Genomic DNA, 22,416 nt, shown 5'->3' on the forward strand with positions numbered 1-22,416 from the left:
AAGGCACCGGATTCTGATTCCGGCATTCCGAGGTTCGAATCCTCGTACCCCAGCCAATTTAAAAAGTCGTTCACTTCGGTGAGCGCACCCGTTGGGGTATCGCCAAGCGGTAAGGCACCGGATTCTGATTCCGGCATTCCGAGGTTCGAATCCTCGTACCCCAGCCAAATTCAAAAGCTCGCTTCGGCGAGCTTTTTTTGTTTTTGTCCCATCCCGAATCCAGCGTGCCGCAGGCCTGATAAGCAAAGCGTCATCAGACACTGCGGTGCAAGATGCCGGATGACGGCTCTGCTTTATCCGGCCTACAACCCTAACGCATACTTCAGCGCCTGACGTTTCAAAACCCCCGCACGTTGGGCCGCCATGAGCCCCACATTGCGCAAAATGCGCAGCGGACCAAGATCGTTGCTAAAGCCGGCGTAGAATAGATCCATCCCACTCTGCATCAGCAGGTTATCGATCTTACGACGCGACTGATAGCGCCTTAGCACCGGCAGGCTGGCCCAATCTTCGCCCACGCTGCGCGCGTTCGCCAGTACGTCCAGCAGCGCGTCGACATCGCGATAGCCGAGGTTAACGCCCTGCCCGGCCAGCGGATGGATGGTATGCGCCGCATCCCCCACCAGCACCAGTCCCGGCTGCACATACTGCAGCGCATGGCGTCGGGTAAGCGGAAATGCCCCTGCCGCTACCGGCGTCACCTTGCCTAAACGCGGAGGAAAATGCGCGCTGATTTCCCGCTGAAGCTGCCCCATCGACATCGCCTGCAGTTGACGAATACGGGCGGGCGTGTCGTACCACACCAGCGAGGCCCAGCTATCGTAGAGCGGTAAAAAAGCGCGCGGCCCGGTAGGCGTAAACTGCTGCCATGTGCTGTCGCCAGGTTCGTTTTCGGACTGCACGGTAATCAGCATACAGGACTGCGGATACTGCCACCCCTGCACGCCAATGCCCGCCATCTGCCGCACCTGCGAAAGCGCGCCGTCGGCCCCCACCACCAGCCGGGCCTCAATATTTGTGCCGTCCTGCAGATGGAGTCGATGAACGGCGTCCTGAGCCTGCATGGCGCGTAATGCGCTGCCATGCAGCAGCGTCACCTGCGGGTGCGCCTCCAGCGCCTGCCACAGCGCCAGCTGCAGGACATTGTTTTCAACCATATAGCCGAGATTCGGCAGCTTAAGCTCGGCAGCATCGAAGACCACATGCGCGGTCTCCCACTCCCAGGTTTCCAGGCGTCGCCACGGATGCGCGCGCATTGCCAGCACCGCATCCCAGACGCCAAGGCTGCGTAAAAGCTGTACCGAAGCCGCACTAATGGCCGAAATGCGCACGTCTGGCTGCGCGGTGGGCTCAAAGGCCACCGGCGGGGCTTTGTCGAGTACCGTCACCGAAAAACCATTCTGTGCCAGCGCCAGCGCCAGCGCCCCTCCGACCATCCCGCCGCCAATAATGGCAACGTCAGCGTGTAGAATTGTCATCATTTATTATCCTTAAAGCCGAATCCCTTCAGTTTACCGGACTTTTGCCTTTTGCGGCGAATATCCGCCAGGCTGGTCACAACCGCGCCAAAGCATTACAATACGCGCCCTGCAATGTTGGCTATTCATAATTGAGCAAGAGCAAGTCGATGACAAAAAAACTCCATATTAAAACCTGGGGCTGTCAGATGAACGAGTACGATTCATCAAAGATGGCCGATCTGCTGGATGCCACACATGGGTATCAACTGACTGAAAACGCAGCAGAAGCCGATGTATTACTGCTTAACACCTGCTCAATTCGTGAGAAAGCGCAGGAGAAAGTCTTCCACCAACTGGGCCGCTGGAAATTAATCAAAGCAAAAAATCCAAAGGTGATCATTGGCGTTGGCGGCTGCGTCGCGTCTCAGGAAGGCAAGCTCATTCGCCAACGCGCACACTACGTCGACATTATTTTTGGGCCACAAACCCTGCATCGCCTGCCGGAAATGATCGATGCCGTTCGCAATAACCGCCGACCGGTTATTGATGTCAGCTTCCCGGAAATCGAAAAATTCGACCGTCTGCCTGAACCGCGCGCCGAAGGCCCAACCGCATTCGTCTCCATCATGGAAGGCTGCAACAAATACTGTACCTACTGCGTGGTGCCGTACACCCGCGGCGAAGAAGTCAGCCGTCCGTGCGACGATATCCTGTTTGAGATAGCCCAACTGGCGGCGCAGGGCGTGCGCGAAGTCAACCTGCTTGGCCAGAACGTGAATGCCTGGCGCGGTGAGAACTACGACGGCACCACCGGCTCGTTTGCCGAGCTGCTGCGCCTCGTCGCCGCCATTGACGGGATTGACCGCGTGCGTTTCACCACCAGCCACCCGATCGAGTTTACCGACGACATTATTGACGTCTATCGCGATACGCCAGAGCTGGTCAGCTTCCTGCATCTGCCGATTCAGAGCGGTTCCGACCGCGTGCTGACGATGATGGGCCGCCCGCATACCGCGCTGGAATATAAGTCGATTATTCGTAAGCTGCGCGCCGCACGCCCGGATATTCAGATTAGCTCCGACTTCATCGTCGGCTTCCCGGGCGAAACCACGCAAGACTTCGAACAGACCATGAAGCTGATTGCCGACGTCAACTTCGACGTGAGCTTCAGCTTTGTGTTCTCCGCCCGTCCGGGAACACCGGCGGCCGATATGGTTGACGACGTGCCGGAGGAAGAGAAAAAGCAGCGTCTGTACATCCTGCAAGAACGCATCAATCAGCAGGCGATGGCCTGGAGCCGCCGCATGCTCGGCACCGTTCAGCGCATTCTGGTGGAAGGCACGTCGCGTAAGAGCATCATGGAGCTGACCGGCCGCACCGAAAACAACCGCGTGGTGAACTTTGAAGGCACCCCGGATATGGTCGGCAAGTTCGTGGACGTCGAAATTATCGACGTTTACACCAACTCGCTACGCGGTAAGCTGGTACGGACCGAAGATGAGATGGGCCTGCGCGTGGTGGAATCTCCGGAGTCGGTCATTGCACGCACCCGCAAAGAGAGCGACCTGGGCGTTGGAATCTACCAGCCGTAATCTTCATGGCCCGTCCGTTCTGGCGGGCCTTGTATTTCCTCCTGCTATCCCCATATTTATCGCAATGCTTGCGCCTTTCCGCTGCGGCGTGAATAATTCCTTTACGAGCCAAAGACGCTTGTCCTGCGGCTATACAGACATAAGAGGAACAGTTTGAACATAGACACTCGCGAAATTACCCTGGAGCCCGCAGACAATGCCCGTCTGCTGAGCCTGTGCGGCCCGTTTGACGACAACATCAAACAGCTGGAGCGACGACTGGGCATCGAGATCAACCGCCGCGATAACCATTTCAAACTGACGGGGCGCGCCATTTGCGTGACCGCCGCTGCCGACATTCTGCGCAGCCTGTATGTGGACACCGCGCCGATGCGCGGCCAGATTCAGGACATTGAGCCGGAACAGATTCACCTGGCGATAAAAGAAGCCCGCGTGCTGGAACAAAGCGCGGAGAGCGTGCCGGAGTACGGCAAAGCTATCAATATCAAAACCAAACGTGGCGTGATTAAACCACGTACGCCAAACCAGGCGCAGTACATCGCCCATATTCTTGACCACGACATCACCTTCGGCGTAGGCCCTGCGGGTACCGGTAAAACCTACCTTGCCGTCGCCGCTGCCGTTGATGCGCTGGAGCGTCAGGAGATTCGCCGCATTCTGCTGACCCGTCCGGCGGTTGAGGCCGGTGAGAAACTGGGCTTCCTGCCGGGCGATCTGAGCCAGAAAGTCGACCCGTATCTGCGCCCGCTGTATGACGCGCTGTTCGAAATGCTCGGCTTCGAGAAGGTTGAGAAACTGATGGAGCGCAACGTGATTGAAGTGGCTCCGCTGGCCTACATGCGTGGGCGTACGCTGAACGATGCCTTTATCATTCTCGATGAGAGCCAGAACACCACCATCGAACAGATGAAGATGTTCCTGACCCGTATCGGCTTTAACTCCAAAGCGGTCATTACCGGCGACGTCACCCAGATTGACCTGCCGCGCAGCACCAAATCTGGCCTGCGCCACGCTATCGAAGTGCTGGCCGAAGTCGATGAAATCAGCTTTAACTTCTTCCACAGCGAAGACGTGGTGCGCCACCCGGTGGTTGCCCGCATTGTGAACGCCTATGAAGCGTGGGAAGAAGCCGATCAAAAACGTAAAGCCGAGCAGGCCGCAGAACGTAAACGCGAAGCTCAGGCGCAGGAGCAGAAATGAGTCAGGTGATCCTCGATCTCCAGTTGGCCTGTGAAAACAACACCGGTCTGCCAGAAGAAAGTCAGTTTCAGACATGGCTGGATGCGGTTATCCCGCAGTTTCAGGAAGAATCGGAAGTCACGATTCGCCTGGTGGATGAAGCCGAAAGCCACGAGCTGAACCTCACCTATCGCGGCAAGGATAAGCCAACCAACGTGCTGTCATTCCCATTTGAAGCACCGCCGGGAATGGAGATGCCGCTGCTGGGCGATCTGATCATCTGCCGTCAGGTGGTTGAGCAGGAAGCCGCAGAGCAGGAAAAACCGCTGGATGCCCACTGGGCGCATATGGTTGTCCACGGCAGTCTGCATTTGCTGGGCTATGACCATATTGAAGATGACGAAGCGGAAGAGATGGAAAGCCTTGAGACAGAGATAATGCTTGCTCTGGGCTATGAGGATCCGTACATTTCCGAGAAAGAATAAACAGTTCGATAAACTGTAGGCCTGATAAGGCCTGGCCGCCATCCGGCATTGTGCCGGATGGCGCCGCGCTTATCCGGCCTACAGAGCGAATATACATGCCGTCCGGCGCTGAGTTTACGCGCGGCGAGCGACAGTTAAATCAACATGAGAACCCAAACGACGCCATGAGCGACGACAATTCACACAGTAGTGACACAGTACACAGCAAAAAGGGATTTTTCTCCCTCTTACTCAGCCAGCTTTTCCACGGTGAACCGAAAAACCGTGACGATCTTCTGGCGCTGATCCGTGATTCCGGGCAAAACGAGCTTATCGATGAAGATACGCGCGACATGCTCGAAGGGGTAATGGATATCGCCGACCAGCGCGTCCGCGACATCATGATCCCTCGCTCCCAAATGATCACCCTGAAACGCAACCAAACGCTGGACGAATGTCTCGATGTGATCATCGAGTCCGCCCACTCGCGCTTCCCGGTCATCAGCGAGGACAAAGATCACATTGAAGGGATTCTGATGGCGAAAGATCTGCTGCCGTTTATGCGCAGCGATGCCGAAGCCTTCAGCATGGATAAAGTGTTACGCACCGCGGTTGTCGTACCGGAAAGCAAACGGGTTGACCGGATGCTCAAGGAGTTCCGCTCCCAGCGCTACCATATGGCTATCGTTATCGATGAATTTGGCGGCGTTTCGGGCCTGGTGACTATCGAAGATATTCTGGAGCTTATCGTCGGCGAGATTGAAGACGAGTATGACGAAGAAGACGATATCGACTTCCGTCAGCTGAGCCGCCACACCTGGACGGTGCGTGCGCTGGCGTCGATCGAAGACTTTAACGATGCCTTCAGCACTCACTTCAGCGATGAAGAGGTCGATACCATCGGCGGTCTGGTCATGCAGGCTTTCGGTCATCTGCCGGCGCGCGGGGAAACTATCGACATCGATGGTTACCAGTTTAAGGTGGCGATGGCCGACAGCCGTCGTATTATTCAGGTTCATGTTAAGATTCCGGACGATTCCCCCCAACCGAAACTGGACGAATAATCTCCATGGCATTTGCCTCATTGCTTGAACGCCAGCGCATTCGCCTGCTGCTGGCGCTACTTTTCGGAGCCAGCGGTACGCTGGCTTTTTCTCCTTATGACATCTGGCCAGCGGCGATAATATCGCTGATGGGCCTGCAAGGGCTGACGCTCAACCGTCGCCCGGTGCAGGCGGCCGCTATCGGTTATGCCTGGGGCTTCGGCCTGTTTGGCTCCGGTATCAACTGGGTTTACGTGAGTATTGCGCAGTTCGGCGGTATGCCCGGCCCGGTTAACGTCTTTCTTGTGGTGCTGCTGGCCGCCTATCTCTCGCTCTATACCGGGCTTTTTGCCGGTATTTTGTCGCGCTTATGGCCGAAGACAAACTGGGTGCGCATGGCAATCGCCGCCCCGGTGGTCTGGCAGCTTACCGAGTTCCTGCGCGGCTGGGTGCTCACCGGCTTCCCATGGCTACAGTTTGGCTACAGCCAGATTGACGGCCCATTGAAAGGGCTGGCGCCGGTGATGGGCGTCGGCGCGATTAACTTCCTGCTGATGGCGGTGAGCGGCCTGCTGGCGCTGGCGCTGGTTACCCGCAACTGGCGTCCGCTGGCGGCTGGCGTCATTCTGTTCGCACTGCCCTTCCCGCTGCGCTATATCCAGTGGTATACCCTGCAAACCGACAAAACGACCCAGGTTTCGCTGGTACAGGGCGACATCCCTCAGGCGCTGAAGTGGGACGAAAACCAGCTGCTGAATACCCTGAAAGTCTACCTCGACGCCACCGAGCAGGTGATGGGCAAATCGCAGCTGATTATCTGGCCGGAGTCGGCAATTCCGGATCTGGAAATCAACCAGCAGCGCTTCCTCAGCATGATGGACGATTTACTGCGCGCCAAAGACAGCACGCTGATTACCGGTATCGTCGACTCACGCCTTAATAAGCAGAATCGCTACGACACCTATAACACCATCATCACGCTGGGCAAAGACAGCCCGTACAGCTATGAATCCAGCAACCGCTATAACAAAAACCATCTGGTGCCGTTTGGTGAGTTTGTGCCGCTGGAATCGATTCTGCGCCCGCTGGCGCCGTTCTTCGACCTGCCGATGTCCTCCTTCAGCCGCGGGCCGTACATTCAACCGCAGCTGCAGGCGCATAATCTGAAGCTGACTGCGGCGATTTGCTACGAGATCATTCTCGGCCAGCAGGTACGCGACAACTTCCGCCCGGACACCAACTTCCTGCTGACTATCTCCAACGACGCGTGGTTCGGTAAGTCCATCGGCCCGTGGCAGCACTTCCAGATGGCGCGGATGCGCGCGCTGGAGCTGGCGCGCCCGCTGCTGCGCAGCACCAACAACGGCATTACGGCAGTGATTGGCCCGCGCGGTGAAATTCAGGATATGATCCCGCAGTTCACCCGTCAGGTACTGACCACCAAGGTGACGCCAACCACCGGCCTGACGCCGTATGCGCGCACCGGTGATTGGACGCTATGGCTGATTACCGCGCTGTTCGGTTTTGGCGCCCTGGTGATGAGCCTGCGTCAACGTCGCAAATAAAGTATTGCACTATCGAATGTAGGCCGGATAAGGCGGTACGCCGCCATCCGGCAGTCGCGCTGCATCGGGCCTGATGGCGCTACGCTTATCAGGCCTACGCGATTTTCCCCACCAGCACTTCCTCTTCCAAGCCCCATTCTGGCACGCCAATTGCTTTATATAATCAAGAAGCTGCATATCACCGCCAGGGGCAACTGGGTTGCACCACGACACGCCGCCGGTAGCACCATTTTTGTGCAAACGGCGATTATTGCCTCAAAGCGGTGCGGTGTGCTTCGCAAAAATAAACAATAACGCAGCAAAATCTTTACATTAAGCCAAACTAAATGCTAACAAACACAGATAACGCTGCACGCTAAAGACGCAGTGATAACAACACAACATTCACAATGGGTATCAATGCATCCTTACCGATGCAGAGGATAAAGGAGTTGGATATGCAATTACGTAAACTGGCCGCTGCCATGCTGGTCATGGGTGTTACCGCCGGTCTGGCACATGCTGAAGACGCAAAGCCAGCCGCCGATGCCGCACAGCAGCAATCGACTCTGGAAAAAATCGCGAAAAACGGCGTTATCGTCGTGGGTCACCGCGAATCATCCGTGCCGTTCTCCTATTACGATAACCAGCAGAAAGTGGTCGGTTACTCTCAGGACTATTCCAACGCCATCGTTGAAGCGGTAAAGAAAAAGCTGAACAACCCGAAGCTGGACGTGAAGCTGATTCCAATTACCTCTCAAAACCGTATTCCGCTGCTGCAAAACGGCACGTTTGACTTCGAGTGTGGCTCAACCACCAACAACCTCGAGCGCCAGAAGCAGGCCGCCTTCTCTGACACCATCTTCGTCGTCGGCACCCGCCTGCTGGTGAAAAAAGGCGGTCCGATTAAAGACTTCCCGGATCTGAAAGACAAAGCGGTAGTGGTGACCTCCGGTACCACCTCCGAAGTTCTGCTGCATAAGCTGAACGACGAGCAGAAAATGAATATGCGCATCATTAGCGCCAAAGACCACGGCGACTCTTTCCGCACCCTGGAAAGCGGCCGTGCGGTAGCCTTTATGATGGATGACGCGCTGCTGGCCGGCGAACGTGCGAAAGCCAAAAAACCGGACAACTGGGAAATTGTCGGCAAACCGCAGTCCCAGGAAGCCTATGGCTGTATGCTGCGCAAAGATGACCCTGAGTTTAAAAAGCTGATGGACGATACTATCGCCCAGGCGCAGACCTCCGGCGAAGCCACCAAGTGGTTTGATAAGTGGTTCAAGAACCCGATTCCGCCTAAAAATCTGAACATGAACTTTGAGCTCTCGGAAGAGATGAAAACGCTGTTCAAAACGCCAAACGATAAAGCGCTTAACTAATAAAAAATATGGGGCGGAAAAATCTGCCCTCTCGATTGTGGTTCAGCACGGACAGACTATACGTCAGGTGGTCGTTCCCCACCTGGCCTGAATACCGCAAAACGCTGTTCAACAATCTTCGAGGGTAGCAGGTCGTACTGCTACCCTTTTTTTTCTGGAGTTTATTATGTCAATAGACTGGAACTGGGGCATCTTTTTACAACAGGCCCCTTTCGGCAACACCACCTATCTCGGCTGGCTCTGGAGCGGTTTCCAGGTCACCGTCGCGCTCTCTATCACCGCCTGGATTATCGCGTTTCTCGTCGGCTCGCTGTTCGGCATTTTGCGTACCGTGCCTAACCGGTTCTTATCGGGTATCGGCACCTGCTACGTCGAATTGTTCCGCAACGTGCCGCTGATCGTGCAGTTCTTTACCTGGTACCTTGTGGTGCCGGAGCTGCTGCCGGAAAACCTCGGCATGTGGTTTAAATCCGAGCTGGATCCAAACATTCAGTTCTTCCTCTCCTCCATGATTTGCCTGGGTCTGTTCACCGCCGCGCGCGTTTGTGAGCAGGTGCGTGCGGCAATTCAGTCGCTGCCGCGCGGGCAAAAAAACGCCGGGCTGGCGATGGGGCTTACGCTGCCGCAAACCTATCGCTACGTGCTGCTGCCGAACGCCTATCGCGTGATCGTGCCACCGATGACCTCAGAGATGATGAACCTGGTGAAGAACTCAGCCATCGCCTCCACCATCGGTCTGGTCGATATGGCGGCACAGGCCGGCAAGCTGCTGGACTATTCCGCGCACGCCTGGGAATCCTTTACGGCGATTACCCTGGCATACGTGCTGATTAACGCGGTCATTATGTTAGTGATGGCTGTGGTAGAACGGAAAATCCGCCTGCCCGGCAACCTGGGGGGTAAATAATGTACGAATTTGACTGGAGTTCTATCGTTCCGTCGATGCCCTACCTGATTGCAGGTCTGGTCGTCACGCTCAAAATTACCGTTACGGCAATTGTTATCGGTATCGTCTGGGGGACGCTGCTGGCGGTCATGCGCCTGTCATCCTTCAAGCCGATTGCCTGGTTTGCCAAAGCCTACGTCAACGTGTTCCGCTCCGTCCCGCTGGTGATGGTGCTGCTGTGGTTCTACCTGATTGTGCCCGGTTTCCTGCAAAACGTACTGGGGCTGTCACCGAAAAGCGATATTCGCCTGATCTCGGCAATGGTGGCGTTCTCGATGTTCGAAGCCGCCTATTACTCCGAGATTATCCGCGCCGGTATCCAGAGTATTTCACGCGGCCAGTCCAGCGCTGCGCTGGCGCTGGGGATGACCCACTGGCAGTCGATGAAGCTTATCATTCTGCCGCAGGCCTTCCGTGCCATGGTGCCGCTGCTGCTGACTCAGGGGATCGTGCTGTTCCAGGATACCTCGCTGGTATACGTGTTAAGCCTCGCAGACTTCTTCCGTACCGCCTCAACTATCGGCGAACGTGACGGTACCCAGGTAGAAATGATTCTGTTTGCTGGTTTTGTTTATTTTGTGATTAGTCTTAGCGCCTCGCTGCTGGTCAGCTACTTGAAGAAAAGGACCGTATAATGATTACCCTGAAAAACGTCTCTAAATGGTATGGTCACTTTCAGGTGTTGACCGACTGCTCCACGGAAGTAAAAAAAGGCGAAGTGGTGGTGGTGTGCGGGCCGTCCGGCTCCGGCAAATCCACGCTGATCAAAACCGTCAACGGTCTGGAACCCGTGCAACAAGGGGAAATTCTTGTCAACGGCACCAAGGTGAACGACAAGAAAACCAATCTGGCAAAGCTGCGCTCTCACGTCGGCATGGTATTCCAGCACTTCGAGCTGTTCCCGCACCTGTCGATTATTGAGAACCTCACTCTGGCGCAGGTTAAGGTGCTGAAGCGAGATAAAGCGGCCGCCCGCGAAAAGGGCTTAAAGCTGCTTGAGCGCGTCGGCCTTTCCGCGCATGCCAACAAGTTTCCAGCGCAGCTTTCCGGCGGTCAGCAGCAGCGCGTGGCGATCGCCCGCGCGCTATGTATGGATCCGGTCGCCATGCTGTTTGACGAACCCACCTCCGCGCTCGATCCTGAAATGATCAACGAAGTGCTGGATGTTATGGTTGAGCTGGCGCATGAAGGCATGACCATGATGGTGGTGACCCACGAAATGGGCTTTGCGCGCAAAGTGGCCAACAGGGTGATCTTTATGGACGAAGGTAAGATCGTTGAAGATGCCGAAAAAGAGGCCTTCTTCGCCAACCCGAAATCGGACCGCGCCAAAGACTTCCTTGCGAAAATTCTGCACTAACCTTCCCGCGCGCACTCGGCAGAGTGCGCGCTGCATCACGCTTTAACGCTTACCCTCTCGTTCATTCCATTAGCAGGCCTTACCCTTGTCACAAAATAACGCGAACAAGGAGCCGCTATGGCACTGCCAATTATTCTGGACTGCGACCCAGGTCATGATGACGCGATCGCTATCGTGCTCGCCCTCGCCTCCCCCGAGCTGGAGGTGAAAGCCATCACCTCTTCCGCCGGTAACCAGACGCCGGAGAAAACCCTGCGTAACGTTCTGCGCATGCTGACATTACTGAAACGCCCGGATATCCCGGTGGCAGGCGGCGCGGTGAAGCCGCTGATGCGCGAACTCATTATTGCCGATAACGTCCACGGTGAAAGCGGCCTTGATGGCCCGGCGCTGCCGGAGCCGGCATTTGCCCCACAAAGCTGCACTGCCGTAGAACTGATGGCGAAAACCCTGCGCGAGAGCCCGGAACCGGTGACCATTGTCTCCACCGGGCCGCAGACCAACGTCGCGCTGTTGCTGAACTCGCACCCAGAGCTGCGGGCGAAAATCACCCGTATTGTGATCATGGGCGGCGCAATGAGCCTGGGCAACTGGACGCCCGCCGCCGAGTTCAATATTTACGTTGATCCGGAAGCGGCAGAAATCGTCTTCCAGTCCGGTATTCCGGTCGTGATGGCGGGCCTGGATGTGACGCATAAAGCGCAGATCCACGCTGAAGACACCGAGCGTTTTCGCGCCATTGGCAACCCGGTAGCGACAATTGTCGCGGAGCTGCTGGATTTCTTCCTTGAGTACCACAAAGATGAGAAATGGGGCTTTGTCGGCGCGCCGCTGCATGACCCCTGCACCATCGCCTGGCTGCTGAAGCCGGAAATATTCACTACCGTAGAACGTTGGGTTGGCGTGGAAACGCAGGGGAAATATACCCAAGGAATGACGGTGGTGGATTATTACTTCCTGACGGGGAATAAGCCAAATGCCGCGGTGATGGTAGACGTTGACCGGCAGGCGTTTGTTGACCTGCTAGCAGAACGACTAAAATTTTACGCCTGAGTGATGCCGGATGGCGCTAACGCTTATCCGGCCTGCATATAACACAAACGTGTAGGCCGGATAAGACGCATCGCGTCGCCATCCGGCACCGTTAACTACGGCTCAAACGGCCTGCGCTGGAACTGGTCGTGCCCACACTTCGGGCAGCGCGGCAACACGTCCGGCGTATACACCGCCAGGTGGAAGTGGCACTTCTCGCACACCAAATTGCCCAGCCCCACCACCTCACCGCTGTGGTAGACGCCGTGATGGCTTAAATCCTGAAACACCTCGCGCCACTCCAGCTGCGTTTTATCGGTAATATCCGCCAGCTCCTGCCAGATACTCTCTTTAATTACCCGCAGAAAGACGCTGTCGGACTCGTCTTCCTGGCTTTCACCGTAGCTCATCGCAAACTCTTCCAGATCCCGACGGACGGCGCGCAGCAGCTCGTCGATTTCGCCGCGCGTTAACTCGCTGGTTTGCGCGATTTTCGCCCGCGCCTGATCCACCAGCGCATCGATATCACGTTCGCCGTTACGTAAACGTTCACTCAGCGTAGCGACCAGTTCACGGTAAATTTGAGCAACCTTGTTCATTGTTTCCTCTCCCAGCCAGTTAACCTATTCTAATAGTAGCCGTTATTTCTCTTTCGCTTTGTCAGCTTTGCCACAGAGTGCGTAAATTATGCCTTGAGCTTTTCATCGGCTTAACGTGCTAAAGGCTGTTTTGACGTGCACGTTTGGGCTATGCTATGCGGATCTGAAATACCACATCTACTGGCTACATTTGTAGCTGCATTGAAAACAGGATTACTGGCTGCCATGCAAGAGCAATACCGCCCGGAAGAGATAGAATCGAAAGTCCAGCTTCACTGGGATGAGAAGCGCACATTTGAAGTTACTGAAGACGAGAGCAAAGAGAAGTATTACTGCCTGTCGATGCTTCCCTATCCTTCTGGTCGACTACACATGGGCCACGTCCGTAACTACACCATCGGCGACGTTATCGCTCGCTATCAGCGCATGCTGGGCAAAAACGTCCTGCAGCCTATCGGCTGGGATGCGTTCGGCCTGCCGGCTGAAGGTGCCGCGGTCAAAAACAACACCGCCCCGGCGCCGTGGACCTACGACAACATCGCGTACATGAAAAACCAGCTCAAAATGCTGGGCTTTGGTTACGACTGGAGCCGCGAGCTGGCAACCTGTACCCCGGAATACTACCGCTGGGAACAGAAATTCTTCACCGAGCTGTATAAAAAAGGCCTGGTGTACAAGAAAACGTCTGCGGTGAACTGGTGTCCGAACGACCAGACCGTCCTGGCCAACGAACAGGTTATCGACGGCTGCTGCTGGCGTTGCGATACCAAAGTTGAGCGTAAAGAGATCCCACAGTGGTTTATCAAAATCACCGCTTACGCTGACGAACTGCTGCGCGACCTGGATAACCTTGATCACTGGCCTGACACCGTGAAAACGATGCAGCGCAACTGGATCGGGCGTTCTGAAGGCGTAGAAATCACCTTCGACGTGACCGGTTACGACAATACGCTGACCGTTTACACCACCCGTCCAGACACCTTCATGGGCGCAACCTACTTGGCAGTAGCTGCAGGTCACCCGCTGGCGCAGAAAGCCGCTGCGACTAACCCCGCGCTGGCTGCTTTTATCGACGAATGCCGCAACACCAAAGTGGCCGAAGCCGATATGGCGACCATGGAGAAAAAAGGCGTCGACACCGGCTTTAAAGCCGTTCACCCGCTGACCGGCGAAGAGATTCCGGTATGGGCTGCCAACTTCGTGCTGATGGAGTATGGCACCGGCGCGGTGATGGCCGTTCCGGGTCACGACCAGCGCGACTACGAATTTGCCACCAAATACGGCCTGACCATCAAGCCGGTTATCCTGGCCGCTGACGGCAGCGAGCCGGATCTGTCTGAACAGGCGCTGACCGAAAAAGGCGTGCTGTTTAACTCCGGTGAATTCGACGGTCTGGCCTTTGAAGATGCCTTTAACGCCATTGCCGACAAACTGGCAGCAAAAGGCGTGGGCGAGCGCAAAGTTAACTACCGTCTGCGCGACTGGGGCGTTTCCCGCCAGCGTTACTGGGGCGCACCGATCCCGATGGTGACGCTGGAAGACGGCACCGTGCTGCCAACGCCAGAAGATCAGCTGCCGGTGATTCTGCCGGAAGACGTGGTCATGGACGGTATCACCAGCCCGATCAAAGCCGATCCGGAGTGGGCGAAAACCACCGTTAACGGTATGCCTGCGCTGCGTGAAACCGACACCTTCGATACCTTTATGGAATCATCATGGTACTACGCGCGCTACACCTGCCCGCAGTATCAGGAAGGCATGCTGGATTCCAAAGCCGCTAACTACTGGCTGCCGGTTGATATCTACATTGGCGGTATCGAACACGCCATCATGCACCTGCTCTACTTCCGCTTCTTCCACAAACTGATGCGCGATGCAGGCCTGGTCAACTCTGACGAGCCGGCTAAACAGCTGCTGTGTCAGGGCATGGTGCTGGCAGATGCCTTCTACTACGTGGGCGCAAACGGCGAACGTAACTGGGTTTCCCCGGTTGACGCCATCGTTGAGCGCGACGAAAAAGGCCGTATCGTGAAGGCGAAAGACGCGGCGGGCCATGAGCTGGTGTATACCGGCATGAGCAAGATGTCCAAGTCCAAAAACAACGGCATCGACCCGCAGGTTATGGTTGAACGCTACGGTGCCGACACCGTACGTCTGTTCATGATGTTTGCCTCTCCGGCTGACATGACCCTGGAATGGCAGGAATCCGGCGTTGAAGGGGCGAACCGCTTCCTGAAACGTGTCTGGAAACTGGTTTACGAGCACACCGCTCGTGGCCCAGTGGCAGCCATCAACGTTGATGCGCTGAACGAAGATCAGCAGGCGCTGCGTCGTGATGTCCATAAAACCATCGCCAAAGTCACCGATGATATCGGCCGTCGTCAGACCTTCAACACCGCGATTGCGGCAATCATGGAGCTGATGAACAAACTGGCGAAAGCGCCGATGGAAGACGCGCAGGACAGAGCGCTGATGCAGGAAGCGCTGCTGGCGGTCGTGCGCATGCTCAACCCGTTCACTCCGCACGTGAGCTTCACGCTGTGGCAGGAACTGGGCGGCGAAGGCGATATCGATAACGCGCCGTGGCCGGTTGCCGACGAGAACGCGATGGTTGAAAACACCACGCTGGTCGTCGTACAGGTCAACGGTAAAGTGCGCGGTAAAATCACCGTCGCGGTCGATGCGACCGAAGAGCAGGTGCGTGAACGCGCAGGCCAGGAACCCCTGGTGGCGAAATACCTTGAAGGCGTTACCGTACGTAAAGTCATCTACGTACCGGGTAAACTGCTTAACCTGGTCGTAGGCTAAGCGCGGGAGGAAGCGTGCGATATCTGACAACATTGTTGTTATCTTTGGCGGTGCTGGTCACCGCCGGGTGCGGCTGGCATCTGCGTAGTACCACGCAGGTGCCGGATGAAATGAAAACATTGATCCTGCAGTCCGGCGATCCGAACGGCCCGCTGAGCCGCGCGGTGCGCGAACAGCTGAGAAGCAATGGTATTACGGTGCTTGATAAGGGCACGCTTCGTCAGGACGTACCGTCTTTGCGTCTGGGCGGCGTTAGCCTCTCTCAGGACACGGCATCGGTATTCCAGAACGGCCAGACGGCAGAATATCAAATGGTCATGACGGTCAACGCTTCGGTGCTGATCCCGGGTCAGGATATCTTCCCGATCGCCACCAAAGTGTACCGTTCGTTCTTTGACAACCCGCAGCAGGCGTTGGCAAAAGACAACGAGCAAAGCATGATCATTCAGGAGATGTACCAGAAGGCCGCCGAGCAGCTGATTCGTAAGCTGCCAAGCGTTCACATCGCCGATGTGAAAGAGAGTAAAGACGAGGCGGCCGTCACGCCGTCGAACGGCTCTCGTGTTTCAACTACTCTGGGTAACTGATGATTCGGCTGTACCCAGAACAACTCCGCGCGCAGCTCTCTGAAGGGCTGCGCGCGGCGTATCTCCTGCTCGGTAACGACCCCCTTGTTCTTCAGGAAAGCCAGGATGCGATACGCCACGCCTGCGTGAACGAAGGCTTTACCGAACATCATACATTCACGCTGGACGCCAGCACCGACTGGAACGAGATCTTCTCGCTATGCCAGGCAATGAGCCTGTTTGCCAGTCGCCAGACGCTGCTGCTGCTGCTGCCAGAAAACGGCCCGAATGCGGCCATCAACGAACAGCTGTCAACGCTGGTCAGCCTGCTGCATGACGATCTGCTGCTGATCGTGCGCGGCAATAAACTGACCAAATCACAGGAAAATGCCGCCTGGATCCAGGCGCTGGCCAGCCGCGCCGTGCAGATCAGCTGCCAGACGCCGGAACCGGCCCAGCTACCGCGCTGGCTGGCTAACCGTGCAAAGCAGAGCAACCTCCAGCTTGATGAACCCGCCAGTCAGCTACTTTGCTACTGCTACGAGGGCAACCTGCTGGCGCTGGCCCAGGCGCTGGAACGTCTGTCACTGCTGTGGCCTGACGGCAAGCTGACGCTGCCGCGCGTCGAACAGGCGGTCAACGATGCCGCGCACTTTACGCCGTTCCACTGGGTCGACGCCCTGCTGGCCGGCAAGAGCAAACGCGCGCTGCATATTCTGCAACAGCTGCGTCTCGAAGGCAGCGAGCCGGTGATCCTGCTGCGCACCGTCCAGCGTGAACTGCTGCTGCTGGTCACGCTGAAGCGCCAGAGCGCGCATACGCCACTGCGTTCGCTGTTTGATAAACACCGCGTCTGGCAAAACCGTCGGGGGATGGTCGGCGAAGCGCTCAACCGTCTGAGCGGCCCGCAGCTGCGCCAGGCGGTCACCCTGCTCAGCCGTGCCGAGCTGACGCTGAAACAAGATTACGGTCAGTCCATTTGGGCTGAGCTGGAAAGTTTGTCGCTGCTGCTTTGTCACAAAGCGCTAGCCGACGTATTTATCGATGGATGATATGGCAAAACTACAGGCGCTTTTCGGCGGGACCTTCGATCCCATCCACTACGGCCACCTGAAGCCGGTTGAGATTCTGGCTAACCAGATTGGTCTTTCGCGGGTGATCATTATGCCCAACAACGTGCCGCCGCATCGCCCACAGCCGGAAGCCACCAGCGAACAGCGTAAATTAATGGTTGAGCTGGCGATTGCCGATAAGCCGCTATTCGTACTCGACGAACGCGAGCTGCGTCGCGACACGCCGTCGTTTACCGCCGACACCCTACAGGAGTGGCGCGCGGAACAGGGCGCGGATAAGCCGCTGGCCTTTATTATCGGACAGGACTCGCTGCTCACCTTCCCTAGCTGGCACCGCTATGAAACGATTCTCGAGCACGTACACCTGCTGGTGACGCGTCGCCCGGGCTACCCGCTGACTATGCAGCAGGAAGAGCATCAGGACTGGCTGGATCGTCACCTTACCAGCAATATTGAAGACCTGCACAATCAGCCCGCGGGTAAAATTTTCCTCGCCGAAACGCCCTGGTTCGACGTCTCCGCGACGTTGATTCGCGAGCGCCTGGAGCGCGGAGAGTCTTGCGACGAAATGATGCCAGAACCGGTGCTCAACTACATTATGCAGCAGGGGTTGTACCACCACGGCGCTTAGGCCTGTAAACGGGGAAGACAGCATGAAACTCTGGTTAGTTCGCCACGGCGAAACCGAAGCCAACGTAGCCGGGCTGTATAGCGGCCACGCCCCCACGCCGCTAACTGCCCGTGGCCAGCAGCAGGCCATACGCCTCGGCGAGATGCTGCGACAGGTCCCCTTCGATGGCGTATTGTGCAGTGAACTGGAGCGTACCCAGCACACCGCACGACTGCTGCTCGGCGAGCGCGACATTCCCTTTACCCCCCACCCGCTGCTCAACGAAATGTATTTCGGCGACTGGGAAATGCGCCACCACCGCGACCTGCAGAAAGAAGACAAAGATAACTATGCCGCCTGGCGCGCCGACTGGCAGCATGCGGCTCCCACCAACGGTGAAGGTTTCCCCGACTTTTCCCGCCGCGTCGCCGCCTTTGCCGCCGAATTACCGGGCTATACGTACCAGAATCTCCTTATCGTCAGCCATCAGGGCGTATTGAGCCTGTTAACCGCCTGTTTACTGGGAATGCCAACCGCCAGCATGTGGCATTTTCGCATCGATCACGGCGCGTGGAGCGTCATTGATTTCACGCCAGAATTTACCACGCTGCGGGTGCTGAACAGCCGGGCTATTTGGCTACCGGAAGAGGGATAAAACCGATTTCTGCGCCGCAGAGACGCCAGCCCATTGACACCAAACCATAGACTGTTATTCTCCGCAGCCTGAATCATCCCCCTCCAGCATTTGTGGACAGAAATTGTTTTACAAAAATGGCGATGCAATCGGCATGAAGGAATGGGATGATACCCCGCCTGAAAGGCCGTTTGGTGATTTTTTGTCCCGACAATATTTTCAGTTCGGGTATACTGTCAGGCTGTTTTATATCGTTCATCTTCACACCCCAGGGGGAACACTTGCAGGGTAAAGCACTCCAGGATTTTGTTGTCGACAAAATTGATGATTTAAAAGGTCAGGACATCATCAAAATTGATGTTCAGGGTAAATCCAGCATCACTGATTGCATGGTTATCTGCACCGGCACCTCCAGCCGCCACGTTATGTCCATTGCCGATCATGTGGTTCAGGAATCCCGCGCAGCCGGTCTGCTGCCATTAGGCGTTGAAGGCGAAAGCGTTGCCGACTGGATTGTCGTTGATTTAGGCGATGTCATTGTCCACGTCATGCAGGAAGAGAGCCGTCGCCTGTATGAGCTGGAAAAACTCTGGGGTTAAGTTGTGAAGCTGCAGTTGGTCGCCGTCGGCACCAAAATGCCGGATTGGGTACAAACCGGTTTTACCGAATACCTTCGTCGTTTTCCGAAAGATATGCCGTTCGAACTGGTGGAAATTCCCGCCGGCAAGCGCGGTAAAAACGCCGATATCAAACGTATTCTGGATAAAGAAGGCGAGATGATGCTCGCCGCCGCAGGAAAAAACCGCATCGTCACGCTGGATATCCCCGGGAAACCCTGGGATACGCCGCAGCTTGCGCGCGAACTGGAACGCTGGAAGGGTGACGGTCGTGATGTCAGCCTGTTAATCGGCGGTCCGGAAGGCCTTTCCCCGGCATGCAAGGCCGCAGCAGAACAAAGTTGGTCGCTCTCCACCCTGACGCTCCCTCACCCGCTGGTGCGCGTGCTGGTCGCCGAAAGCCTTTATCGGGCGTGGAGCATTACCACCAACCACCCATACCACCGCGAGTAATGATGACCAGGGTAGATTAAGCAGCGAATGAAACTACAGAATTCTTTTCGCGACTATACGGCAGAGTCCGCGCTTTTTGTGCGCCGGGCAGTGGTCGCTTTTTTGGGAATTTTGCTGCTTACCGGCGTGCTGATTGCCAACCTCTACAATTTACAGATCGTCCGTTTCACCGACTATCAGACGCGCTCTAACGAAAACCGCATCAAGCTGGTGCCGATCGCACCGAGCCGCGGCATAATCTACGATCGTAACGGTACGCCGCTGGCGCTTAACCGCACCATCTACCAGCTGGAAATCATGCCGGAAAAAGTCGACAGCGTGCAGCAGACCATCGACGGCCTGCGCGACGTCGTCGATCTCAGCGATGACGATATCGCCGCCTTTAAAAAAGAGCGCGCCCGTTCGCACCGCTTTACCTCTATTCCGCTTAAAACCAACCTCACCGAAGTGCAGGTGGCCCGCTTTGCCGTCAATCAGTACCGCTTTCCTGGCGTAGAAGTCAAAGGCTATAAACGCCGTTTCTATCCCTACGGTTCTGCCCTGACCCACGTTATCGGCTACGTATCAAAAATTAACGATAAAGACGTCGACCGGTTGGACAAAGACGGCAAACTGGCCAACTACGCGGCAACCCACGATATCGGGAAGCTGGGTATTGAGCGTTATTACGAAGATATGCTCCACGGGCAGACCGGCTACGAAGAGGTTGAAGTCAACAACCGCGGCCGCGTCATTCGTCAGCTTAAGGAAGTGCCGCCGCAGGCCGGGCACGATATTTACCTGACGCTCGATCTCAAGCTCCAGCAATACATTGAAACGCTGCTGGCGGGCAGCCGTGCCGCCGTGGTGGTCACCGACCCGCGCACCGGCAGCATTCTGGCGCTGGTTTCCACGCCAAGCTACGATCCCAACCTGTTCGTTGACGGTATTTCCAGCAAAGACTACAGCGGTCTGCTGAACGACCCGAATACCCCGCTGGTTAACCGCGCGACGCAGGGGGTTTACCCACCAGCATCGACGGTGAAACCGTATGTGGCGGTTTCCGCAATGAGCGCAGGCGTGATCAACCGCAATACCAGCCTGTTTGACCCGGGCTGGTGGCAGCTTCCCGGCTCAGAAAAACGCTACCGTGACTGGAAAAAATGGGGCCACGGGCACCTTAACGTCACCAAAGCGCTGGAAGAATCGGCGGATACCTTCTTCTACCAGGTAGCCTATGACATGGGGATCGACCGCCTGTCTGAGTGGATGAGTAAGTTCGGCTACGGCGACTACACCGGCATCGATCTGGCGGAAGAACGTTCCGGTAACATGCCGACGCGCGAATGGAAGCTGAAGCGCTTTAAGAAACCGTGGTATCAGGGCGATACCATTCCTGTCGGCATCGGCCAGGGCTACTGGACCGCGACCCCGATTCAGATGAGCAAAGCGCTGATGACCCTGATTAACGACGGCGTGGTGAAAATCCCTCACCTGCTGGCAAGCCGGGTCGAAGACGGTAAAAAAGTGCCGTGGACTCAGCCTGAAGAGCCGCCGATTGGCGACATTCATTCCGGCTACTGGGAAATTGCCAAAGACGGCATGTACGGCGTAGCCAATCGCCCGAACGGCACCGCGCATAAATACTTCGCCGGCGCACCGTATAAAATTGCGGCGAAATCCGGTACCGCGCAGGTCTTTGGCCTGAAGGCTAACGAAACCTATAATGCGCATCGTATTGCCGAGCGTCTGCGTGACCACAAACTAATGACCGCCTTTGCGCCGTATAACGATCCCCAGGTCGCCGTAGCGATTATCCTGGAGAACGGCGGCGCTGGCCCGGCTGTCGGTACCATCATGCGTCAGATCCTTGACCACATCATGCTGGGCGACAACAACACCGATTTACCGGCTGAGAACCCTGCTGCAGCCGCGTCGGAGGACCAATAATCATGACGGATAATCCGAACAAAAAATCGTTCTGGGATAAAATTCACCTCGACCCAGCCATGCTGCTGATTCTGCTGGCGCTGCTGACCTATAGCGCGCTGGTTATCTGGAGCGCCAGCGGCCAGGACATGGGGATGACGGAACGTAAAATTGGCCAGATCGCCATGGGGCTCGTTATCATGGTCGTCATGGCGCAGATCCCGCCGCGAGTCTACGAAGGCTGGGCGCCCTGGCTGTATATCTTCTGTATTATCCTGCTGGTGGCGGTCGATGCCTTTGGCGCCATCTCCAAAGGTGCCCAGCGCTGGCTGGACCTCGGCGTGGTGCGCTTCCAGCCGTCTGAGATAGCCAAAATCGCCGTCCCGCTAATGGTGGCGCGTTTTATTAACCGCGACGTTTGCCCGCCCACGCTGAAAAATACCGCCATCGCGCTGGTGCTGATTTTCATGCCGACGCTGTTGGTCGCCGCCCAGCCGGACCTTGGTACATCCATCCTGGTCGCCCTGTCCGGCCTGTTCGTGCTGTTCCTGGCAGGCCTGAGCTGGCGGTTAATTCTGGTCGCCGTGGTGCTGGTCGCCTGCTTTATCCCGATACTCTGGTTCTTCCTGATGCACGACTATCAGCGCCAGCGCGTGATGATGCTGATGGACCCGGAATCCGATCCGCTGGGCGCGGGCTACCACATTATTCAGTCCAAAATCGCCATCGGCTCTGGCGGCCTGCGTGGCAAAGGCTGGTTGCACGGCACGCAATCGCAGCTCGAATTCTTGCCGGAACGCCATACCGACTTTATCTTTGCGGTACTGGCCGAGGAGCTGGGGCTTATTGGTATTCTGATTCTGCTGGCGTTGTACGTGCTACTGATTATGCGCGGCCTGTGGATCGCCGCCCAGGCGCAAACCACGTTTGGCCGCGTCATGGCCGGTGGTTTGATGCTGATTTTATTCGTTTATGTATTTGTTAATATTGGTATGGTAAGTGGCATCTTGCCGGTGGTGGGCGTTCCGCTGCCGCTGGTCAGCTACGGGGGGTCAGCCCTGATCGTACTGATGGCCGGGTTCGGTATCGTCATGTCGATACACACCCACAGGAAAATGTTGTCAAAAAGCGTCTAAGGGGTGCTCA

At 56.5% G+C, this 22,416-nt stretch carries 21 protein-coding genes and 2 tRNA genes (1 of these 23 running past the window's edge); 21 read left to right on the top strand and 2 right to left on the bottom strand.

Annotation, left to right across the window (positions count from 1 at the left end; all coding sequences use genetic code 11):
• Positions 1-56: transfer RNA gene (locus V6942_RS03745), tRNA-Gln, on the top strand; it begins 119 nt to the left of the window's first position.
• A 36-nt stretch (positions 57-92) separates the two neighbouring features.
• A tRNA-Gln gene (locus V6942_RS03750) sits at positions 93-167 on the top strand.
• A gap of 135 nt (positions 168-302) precedes the next feature.
• On the opposite strand, the gene ubiF is transcribed toward V6942_RS03750, so the two are convergent.
• A complete protein-coding gene (gene ubiF, locus V6942_RS03755; protein ID WP_106924807.1) occupies positions 303-1,478 on the bottom strand; it encodes a 3-demethoxyubiquinol 3-hydroxylase in 1,176 nt (391 codons plus the stop codon).
• A gap of 149 nt (positions 1,479-1,627) precedes the next feature.
• On the opposite strand from ubiF, the gene miaB reads away from it, so the two are divergent.
• The 10 genes from miaB (at position 1,628) to rihA (ending at position 12,023) form a co-directional block, all read left to right on the top strand.
• Positions 1,628-3,052 carry a tRNA (N6-isopentenyl adenosine(37)-C2)-methylthiotransferase MiaB gene (gene miaB, locus V6942_RS03760; protein ID WP_106924684.1) on the top strand — a complete coding sequence of 475 codons (1,425 nt, stop codon included), beginning with the start codon at positions 1,628-1,630 and terminating at the stop codon, positions 3,050-3,052.
• A 153-nt stretch (positions 3,053-3,205) separates the two neighbouring features.
• Complete coding sequence (locus V6942_RS03765) at positions 3,206-4,252, top strand: PhoH family protein (protein ID WP_106924685.1); 1,047 nt, start codon at positions 3,206-3,208, stop codon at positions 4,250-4,252.
• Positions 4,249-4,716: an rRNA maturation RNase YbeY gene (gene ybeY, locus V6942_RS03770; protein WP_106924686.1), complete on the top strand. Its 468-nt coding sequence runs from the start codon at positions 4,249-4,251 to the stop codon at positions 4,714-4,716. The genes V6942_RS03765 and ybeY overlap by 4 nt, the downstream gene beginning before the upstream one ends.
• 164 nt (positions 4,717-4,880) lie before the next feature.
• Positions 4,881-5,759, top strand: a complete 879-nt coding sequence (gene corC / locus V6942_RS03775) for a CNNM family magnesium/cobalt transport protein CorC (RefSeq protein WP_106924808.1) — start codon at positions 4,881-4,883, stop codon at positions 5,757-5,759.
• Positions 5,760-5,764: 5 nt separating this feature from the next.
• Positions 5,765-7,303, top strand: coding sequence for an apolipoprotein N-acyltransferase (lnt, locus tag V6942_RS03780; protein WP_182929287.1), 1,539 nt, complete (start codon positions 5,765-5,767; stop codon positions 7,301-7,303).
• Between the two features lie 437 nt (positions 7,304-7,740).
• Positions 7,741-8,664: an amino acid ABC transporter substrate-binding protein gene (locus V6942_RS03785; RefSeq protein ID WP_106924688.1), complete on the top strand. Its 924-nt coding sequence runs from the start codon at positions 7,741-7,743 to the stop codon at positions 8,662-8,664.
• Positions 8,665-8,830: 166 nt separating this feature from the next.
• Complete coding sequence (locus V6942_RS03790; protein ID WP_106924689.1) at positions 8,831-9,571, top strand: amino acid ABC transporter permease; 741 nt, start codon at positions 8,831-8,833, stop codon at positions 9,569-9,571.
• Positions 9,571-10,245, top strand: a complete 675-nt coding sequence (gene gltK, locus V6942_RS03795; RefSeq protein ID WP_106924690.1) for a glutamate/aspartate ABC transporter permease GltK — start codon at positions 9,571-9,573, stop codon at positions 10,243-10,245. The genes V6942_RS03790 and gltK overlap by 1 nt, the downstream gene beginning before the upstream one ends.
• Entirely contained in the window at positions 10,245-10,970 is a 726-nt protein-coding gene (locus tag V6942_RS03800; RefSeq protein WP_106924691.1) for an amino acid ABC transporter ATP-binding protein, read from the top strand. Before gltK ends, V6942_RS03800 begins: the two co-directional genes overlap by 1 nt.
• Positions 10,971-11,087: 117 nt before the next feature.
• The gene (gene rihA, locus V6942_RS03805; RefSeq protein ID WP_182929288.1) at positions 11,088-12,023 is read left to right on the top strand and encodes a pyrimidine-specific ribonucleoside hydrolase RihA; all 936 of its coding nucleotides are present in this window, start codon (positions 11,088-11,090) and stop codon (positions 12,021-12,023) included.
• A 95-nt stretch (positions 12,024-12,118) separates the two neighbouring features.
• On the opposite strand, the gene V6942_RS03810 is transcribed toward rihA, so the two are convergent.
• Complete coding sequence (locus V6942_RS03810; protein WP_182928314.1) at positions 12,119-12,601, bottom strand: zinc ribbon-containing protein; 483 nt, start codon at positions 12,599-12,601, stop codon at positions 12,119-12,121.
• A 225-nt stretch (positions 12,602-12,826) separates the two neighbouring features.
• Between V6942_RS03810 and leuS the strand changes: the two genes are divergently transcribed.
• The 9 genes from leuS to mrdB all read left to right on the top strand — a co-directional run bounded on the left by leuS (position 12,827) and on the right by mrdB (position 22,406).
• Positions 12,827-15,409, top strand: a complete 2,583-nt coding sequence (gene leuS, locus V6942_RS03815) for a leucine--tRNA ligase (protein ID WP_106924694.1) — start codon at positions 12,827-12,829, stop codon at positions 15,407-15,409.
• Between the two features lie 14 nt (positions 15,410-15,423).
• Positions 15,424-15,996 (top strand): LPS assembly lipoprotein LptE, encoded by a 573-nt coding sequence (gene lptE, locus V6942_RS03820; protein ID WP_106924695.1) that lies wholly within the window; start codon positions 15,424-15,426, stop codon positions 15,994-15,996.
• Positions 15,996-17,027 (top strand): DNA polymerase III subunit delta, encoded by a 1,032-nt coding sequence (gene holA, locus V6942_RS03825; protein ID WP_333500822.1) that lies wholly within the window; start codon positions 15,996-15,998, stop codon positions 17,025-17,027. The genes lptE and holA overlap by 1 nt, the downstream gene beginning before the upstream one ends.
• Positions 17,020-17,679: a nicotinate-nucleotide adenylyltransferase gene (nadD, locus tag V6942_RS03830; protein ID WP_146145691.1), complete on the top strand. Its 660-nt coding sequence runs from the start codon at positions 17,020-17,022 to the stop codon at positions 17,677-17,679. The genes holA and nadD overlap by 8 nt, the downstream gene beginning before the upstream one ends.
• A 22-nt stretch (positions 17,680-17,701) precedes the next feature.
• Positions 17,702-18,313 carry an adenosylcobalamin/alpha-ribazole phosphatase gene (locus V6942_RS03835; protein ID WP_333500823.1) on the top strand — a complete coding sequence of 204 codons (612 nt, stop codon included), beginning with the start codon at positions 17,702-17,704 and terminating at the stop codon, positions 18,311-18,313.
• A 260-nt stretch (positions 18,314-18,573) separates the two neighbouring features.
• Entirely contained in the window at positions 18,574-18,891 is a 318-nt protein-coding gene (rsfS, locus tag V6942_RS03840; protein ID WP_106924699.1) for a ribosome silencing factor, read from the top strand.
• Positions 18,892-18,894: 3 nt separating this feature from the next.
• Positions 18,895-19,362, top strand: a complete 468-nt coding sequence (gene rlmH / locus V6942_RS03845) for a 23S rRNA (pseudouridine(1915)-N(3))-methyltransferase RlmH (protein WP_064548242.1) — start codon at positions 18,895-18,897, stop codon at positions 19,360-19,362.
• 27 nt (positions 19,363-19,389) lie between these two features.
• Complete coding sequence (mrdA, locus tag V6942_RS03850; RefSeq protein WP_106924700.1) at positions 19,390-21,291, top strand: peptidoglycan DD-transpeptidase MrdA; 1,902 nt, start codon at positions 19,390-19,392, stop codon at positions 21,289-21,291.
• 2 nt (positions 21,292-21,293) lie between these two features.
• Positions 21,294-22,406: a peptidoglycan glycosyltransferase MrdB gene (gene mrdB, locus V6942_RS03855; RefSeq protein ID WP_106924701.1), complete on the top strand. Its 1,113-nt coding sequence runs from the start codon at positions 21,294-21,296 to the stop codon at positions 22,404-22,406.
• Positions 22,407-22,416 lie beyond the last annotated feature (10 nt).

It is taken from the genome of Kluyvera genomosp. 2 (assembly GCF_036759865.1).
GTDB classification, from domain to species: Bacteria; Pseudomonadota; Gammaproteobacteria; order Enterobacterales; family Enterobacteriaceae; genus Kluyvera; species Kluyvera ascorbata_B.